2 protein-coding genes are annotated in these 1368 nt (G+C 60.7%); both read left to right on the top strand.

Features of this window, described 5'->3' with window-relative positions; all coding sequences use genetic code 11:
* On the top strand, positions 1-486 hold a 486-nt coding region (locus tag AC4ED1_RS14615; protein ID WP_490939858.1), incomplete at its 5' end, for a Mu transposase C-terminal domain-containing protein.
* Positions 483-1304 carry an ExeA family protein gene (locus AC4ED1_RS14610; protein WP_490939856.1) on the top strand — a complete coding sequence of 274 codons (822 nt, stop codon included), beginning with the start codon at positions 483-485 and terminating at the stop codon, positions 1302-1304. The genes AC4ED1_RS14615 and AC4ED1_RS14610, both read left to right, overlap by 4 nt.
* The last annotated feature ends 64 nt before the right edge of the window (positions 1305-1368 follow it).

Here is a 1368-nt window from a genome sequence, read left to right as displayed (position 1 = left end):
CTGAACGAGGCATTCTGGGCGTGGGTCGACGGGTATTACCACCTGCGCAAGCACGGCAGTACGGGGCAGTCTCCCAAGGAGCGAGCAGCGGCGAGCAGCCGCGTGCCCAAACGGGTTTCGGAGGCGGAGCTGACGGATAGATTCCTGTGGGAGGAGGAGCGCACCGCCGACAAGACCGCTTGCGTCTCCCTGATGGGCAACACCTACGAGGTCGATCTCGCACTGGCCAAGCGGAAATTGACGCTGCGTTACGACCCGTTTGACCTAACGGTCATCCAGGTGTGGACCGAGGACAAACGGTGGCCCGACGCCCAGCCTGTGGATTTGACCCGACGTTATGACCGCCGGGTCGCCTCGGCCGTGAAAACGGACAAGACGACCGCGGACCACGTCTCGTTCTTCCAGGCAGCAGACGAGCGGCGTAAGCAGGCGGCTCAGGAGTCCCCGCTGCGATTTTCGGAAATGAAGTCGGGTGAGCGTTCATGACACCGCAGGAGAAGTGGGGATTTGAGAAGCTGCCGTTTCGGCGGGACGTGGAAGGAGATGAATTTTACGAGACAGCCGCACACCGGGAAGCCTTGGCTCGGATGGAGTGGGTGCTCGAGCAAAACGCCTTGGGGCTTCTGACCGGTGAGGTGGGCAGCGGCAAATCCACCCTCATCCGGCGGCTGATTGGCGGATTGGACGAGCTGAAGTGGCTGCCCATCTACATTTGTGTACCGGGCCTGCGCCCGAAGGAGTTTTACGGGGAGTTGCTCTCCTGCCTTGGCGAAACAAGCCCCTATTCCGCAAGTCGTGCGAGAAGACTTTGGAATGAACGGGTTCAAACGGGCGGGCTTCATGGAGAGAGACGGTGGGTGGTGGTCATCGACGAAGCACAGGATCTCTCCGATGAGATGCTGCAGGAGTTGAGATTCGTCCGCAACCAGAGGATGGATGCCATGTCGTTGTTCCCGCTCATCCTCGTAGGGCAACCGGAGCTGGGCCGGAAACTCCGGTTGAAAAAGTACGAGGCCATTTCACAGCGGATTGAGATGGCGTACCACCTCGGCGGGATGACCCGGGAAGAGACGGTCGACTATGTGCGGCACCAAATTCGACTGACCGGAAAGACCGTGCCGCTGTTTACGGACAGCGCCTTGCATCTGGTGTACGCCGCCAGCCGTGGCATTCCTCGAGTTGTGAACCAAATCTGCCTGCAGGCCCTGTACGATGCGGCCGCCAAGGACAGCGACGTGGTGGAAGACAGCCACATCCAGCGGGTACTGACGGACCTGGACCGGCAACGGGGAGCAGTCGGGTAACCGGCTGCCTTTCTCGTGTCTGGGATGGCTGTCGGCACGATGTTCATTCAGCTGGCGGAATGGC

Source organism: Effusibacillus sp. SKA8 (assembly GCF_058273125.1).
This window is presented reverse-complemented; position numbering and strand designations above follow the sequence as displayed.

Excerpts from the sequence above, each read along its gene's own strand:
- AC4ED1_RS14610 (WP_490939856.1), top strand. The coding sequence starts at position 483 with ATGACACCGCAGGAGAAGTGGGGATTTGAGAAGCTGCCGTTTCGGCGG.